5 protein-coding genes are annotated in these 4046 nt (G+C 50.2%); 4 read left to right on the top strand and 1 reads right to left on the bottom strand.

Annotated elements, in window-relative coordinates; genetic code table 11:
- Positions 1-43: 43 nt before the first annotated feature.
- The 4 genes from arsM to Q0991_RS12655 are packed head-to-tail and all read left to right on the top strand — an operon-like array spanning position 44 to position 3512.
- Complete coding sequence (gene arsM / locus Q0991_RS12640; RefSeq protein ID WP_299489044.1) at positions 44-1012, top strand: arsenosugar biosynthesis arsenite methyltransferase ArsM; 969 nt, start codon at positions 44-46, stop codon at positions 1010-1012.
- A gap of 33 nt (positions 1013-1045) precedes the next feature.
- Complete coding sequence (gene arsS, locus Q0991_RS12645; protein WP_299489046.1) at positions 1046-2041, top strand: arsenosugar biosynthesis radical SAM (seleno)protein ArsS; 996 nt, start codon at positions 1046-1048, stop codon at positions 2039-2041.
- 35 nt (positions 2042-2076) lie between these two features.
- Complete coding sequence (locus Q0991_RS12650; RefSeq protein ID WP_299489047.1) at positions 2077-2832, top strand: TVP38/TMEM64 family protein; 756 nt, start codon at positions 2077-2079, stop codon at positions 2830-2832.
- Positions 2832-3512, top strand: coding sequence for a TVP38/TMEM64 family protein (locus tag Q0991_RS12655; RefSeq protein WP_299489048.1), 681 nt, complete (start codon positions 2832-2834; stop codon positions 3510-3512). Before Q0991_RS12650 ends, Q0991_RS12655 begins: the two co-directional genes overlap by 1 nt.
- A 33-nt stretch (positions 3513-3545) precedes the next feature.
- Here the strand turns inward: Q0991_RS12655 and Q0991_RS12660 are convergent, their stop codons facing one another.
- Positions 3546-3935, bottom strand: a complete 390-nt coding sequence (locus Q0991_RS12660) for an MAPEG family protein (protein ID WP_299489050.1) — start codon at positions 3933-3935, stop codon at positions 3546-3548.
- Positions 3936-4046 lie beyond the last annotated feature (111 nt).

Here is a 4046-nt window from a genome sequence, read left to right on the forward strand (position 1 = left end):
TGCCCATGAATGACCATTCATTACAAATCCATCGTTGACCGCTATGACGTATTTAGAATCCGCAGCAGAGTTTTACAGTCAAGTCGCTGAAACCCCAGATGTAGGCCTATGCTGTGTCCAAAGCACCCCCCTGCAACTGCCAGGTCTGGTGGTGCCGCCGCAAATGCAGGAAATGAACTATGGGTGCGGCACCACCGTTCATCCTACGGAGCTATCCGGTGATCCAACTGTTTTGTATGTCGGAGTGGGAGGTGGATTAGAAGCCCTGCAGTTTTCCTACTTCTCCCGACGCCCTGGAGCAGTGGTTGCAGTGGATCCGGTGGCTGAAATGCGCAAAGCAGCTGCCCGCAATCTTGACATTGCAGCCCAAGAGAATGAGTGGTTCGACCCCAACTTTGTCACGATTAAAGAAGGGGATGCCTTTGCCCTCCCCGTTGCCGATAACTCCGTCGATGTTGTCGCTCAAAACTGTCTATTCAATATTTTTGAACCCGCCGATCTCTCCCGTGCGCTTCAGGAAACCTATCGAGTGCTGAAGCCGGGGGGGCGCTTGGTCATGAGCGACCCCATTTCCACTCGCCCCATGCCAGAGCATCTCCAGCAAGATGACCGACTACGAGCCATGTGCTTGTCGGGCGCTTTAACCTACGAACAATATATTCAACGAATTATCCATGCGGGATTTGGACAAGTCGAGGTTCGAGCCCGCCGTCCCTACCGCCTACTGGACCAAAAAAACTACAGCCTCGACCAACATCTCTTACTAGAGAGTTTGGATTCCGTTTCCTTTAAGGTGGATATTCCTGAGGATGGCGCTTGTGTGTTCACGGGTAAGATGGCGGTTTACACCGGCCCCCATGAATATTTCGATGACCAAGCGGGTCATATTTTGAGTCTAGGCATTCCCCTAGCGGTTTGTGACAAGACAGCGGCGAAGTTAGCGAAAGCCCATCCTCAAGCGATTATGGTGACCGAGTCTACTTGGTACTACGACGGGGGAGGATGCTGTTAAACCAAGCCGTTTGTTGTTGTGGATCGAGCTGTTATGACTGTGTCACCTAACCCAACTCTCACTCCGTTTACTCAGAAGTTAGCTGCGCCCCTCACCAAGCAGCCGATTACCGTGTTGCAAATCAATTTAGGACGTCGGTGTAACTTAGCTTGCAGCCACTGCCATGTGGAAGCCAGCCCCAATCGCACCGAAGAATTATCTCCAGACGTGTGTCAGCAGTTAATTGAACTAATTCAGCGGTTTCCTCAGATTAAAACGGTGGATCTAACGGGAGGTGCGCCAGAAATGAATTACGGCTTTCGCCCGCTCGTGGAGGCCGCTCGTTCCCACAACAAGGAAGTGATTGTTCGCTCCAATTTAACGATTTACTTTGAACCGGGTTTTGAAGATTTGCCTGAGTATTTCGCCCAGCACCAACTCCGAGTCGTAGCCTCGTTACCTTGTTACCTAGAGCAAAATGTAGACAAAATGCGGGGGAATGGCGTTTTTAATGATTCCATCAAGGCGTTACAGCACTTAAATCAACTAGGGTATGGTTCTGATCCCAATCTAGTGTTGGATCTAGTCTATAACCCCCAGGTACCGACCACGACGGACTTTGCCTTAGCCCCAGATCAGCAACCCTTAGAACAAGCCTATAAACGACATTTAGGCGAGCAGTTCGGAATTACCTTTAACCACCTATTTGCGATTACCAATTTACCCATCGGTCGCACCAAGTTTCATCTGGAACATCGCCAACTTCATCAGCCTTATCTTCAGTTTTTGGAACATCACTTTAATGCCTCTACAGTAGAGCATTTAATGTGTCGAAATGAGCTGTCCATCGACTATCTGGGCAATATTTATGACTGCGATTTCAACCAAATGGAAGGAATTCCTGCCACCACACCTAAAGGTGAGCGATTAACCGTGTCAAAACTGTTAGCTGCAGGGAGTCTCGATCTGATTCAGGACGTAAAAACAGCGCCCTATTGCTATGGCTGTACTGCTGGCAGCGGCTCAAGCTGTGGCGGTTCTTTGTTATGACTTCACACCTAATTTTCTGACTTAAAGGTAAACCTATGAATCTTCGTCGCTGGAAAAAAATTCAACCCGTTTTACTGGCAGCTTTCGCCTTTTTAGTGATTACAGCCTCTCCCGCTTGGGCCGCCGATGGGGGTGGGTTTAATCCCCAGCAAATCCTGAAGGACGCTTTGTTATGGATTGAAGATTTAGGCACCGTGGGTGCGATCGCATTTATCGGCATCTACATTGTCGCCACCGTCGCTTTTTTACCGGGCTCTATTTTGACCCTGGGAGCAGGGGTTGTCTTTGGGGTGGTTCAAGGATCTTTTTTGGTCTTCATTGGGGCAACTATTGGTGCGACCCTCGCGTTCCTAGTGGGACGGTATGCGGCTCGGGGCTGGATCTCCAAAAAAATTGAGGGGAACGATAAATTTGCAGCGATTGATAAGGCCGTGGGTAAAGAAGGGTTCAAGATTGTGCTGCTGACTCGGCTGTCCCCCATTTTCCCCTTTAACTTACTTAACTACGGGATGGGAGTAACGGGGGTCTCGTTAAGAGATTACTTCTTCGCTTCTATAGGCATGATTCCCGGCACCATTATGTACGTCTATCTGGGCTCTTTAGCCGGGAATATTGCAACGCTGGGCACGGGCGAACAACCCTCTAACCCAACCATCACCTGGGCCATCCGCATTATCGGTTTTATTGCCACCGTCCTAGTGACCGTCTATGTGACCAAGGTTGCGCGCAAAGCCCTTGCAGAAGCCGTACCAGAAACCAGTAGTGCTTCAGTGGAACAAGAATTAGGATAATGCTGGAAGGAGGATTACGCCATCGGCAGGTGAAAGGTCACAGACGATTACTGGCAGGAGTAATAGGGGTGTTGTTACTTCCCTTCGTCCTTAAGTATGTGCCGCTTCTCTTTGATCAAATGCATTTGGTGGAGTTTGTTGCGTCTCATGGTTTATGGGGGTCCATCATCTTTATCCTGCTGCATATTGCTGCCACTGTTCTAGGGGTACCAGGTGTCATTCTCACTATTGTGGGAGGCGTACTATTTGGTCTGATCTGGGGTAGTGCCTTATCGCTGATCGGGGCAACGCTGGGAGCCATGGGAGCCTTCTGGATGGCCCGCTATCTGCTGTTGGATTGGGCCCAGCGGCGAGTCAGAGATCGCAAGCTGCTTTGCTCCTTCAATCAAGCAGTTCTCCGCCACCCTTTTAGCTTTGTTCTTATTGTTCGCTTTGCCCCCATTTCTCCCTTTAATCTGGTTAACTTTCTGTTTGGCATGACCCCCATTCACTGGTTCCCTTACAGTTTGGGAACCCTGATTGGCATTATCCCTGGGGTGATCGCCTATACCTGGATAGGGGTGGCTGGGAATGACGCGATGCACGGCAAAGGCCCTCTGCCCTTGGTGCTGGCCTGTACCTGCCTAGCCGTATTGTCGGCGATGCCCCTATTGCTTAGGCGAAAGCGGTCATTGACGTAAGTTGAGATAGACGACCTCAGGGGAAATAGCGCGTTAAATCAGGAGCTGCCACAGTATCGTCAACAGCGATAATAAAGCCCCGAAAAATCCGAGTGAGCGTAACAGCGGGATGCCAATGATGTAGGCAAAAGCATGAAAGATTCTGAATCCAACCATGCTCACTGCTGCCAGATTGATGATCGGATTGGTTTGACCCGACAACTGCACCACTAGCAGCGCCACTACCAACATGGGTAAATTCTCAAAATGATTCCGTTGAGCCCGCTCTGCCCGTTGAGCCCAGGGTGGAATATCTGGTAGGGTGTCCCGATTGCTCATGGCCCAGTCCATCCCCCCTGCTGCAAACCGAGCTAGGGTGGGGATGTAATTGAGGGGGAGAGACCACATCGCCAGGGCCAGGGCACAAACCAATACTGTTGTCATAGGAAAGAAGTTGGGAGCATGTCACCTTTGCAGATTGTTTTGAAATCGCTCAGGATACAAGTGTTGCCCAGAAGTCTTCAGCAATGAACTCCGAAAAAGCAGCTCAACTCA

The sequence above is a fragment of the Acaryochloris sp. IP29b_bin.137 genome, from assembly GCF_028285745.1.
In the GTDB taxonomy this organism is placed as follows: Bacteria; Cyanobacteriota; Cyanobacteriia; order Thermosynechococcales; family Thermosynechococcaceae; genus Acaryochloris.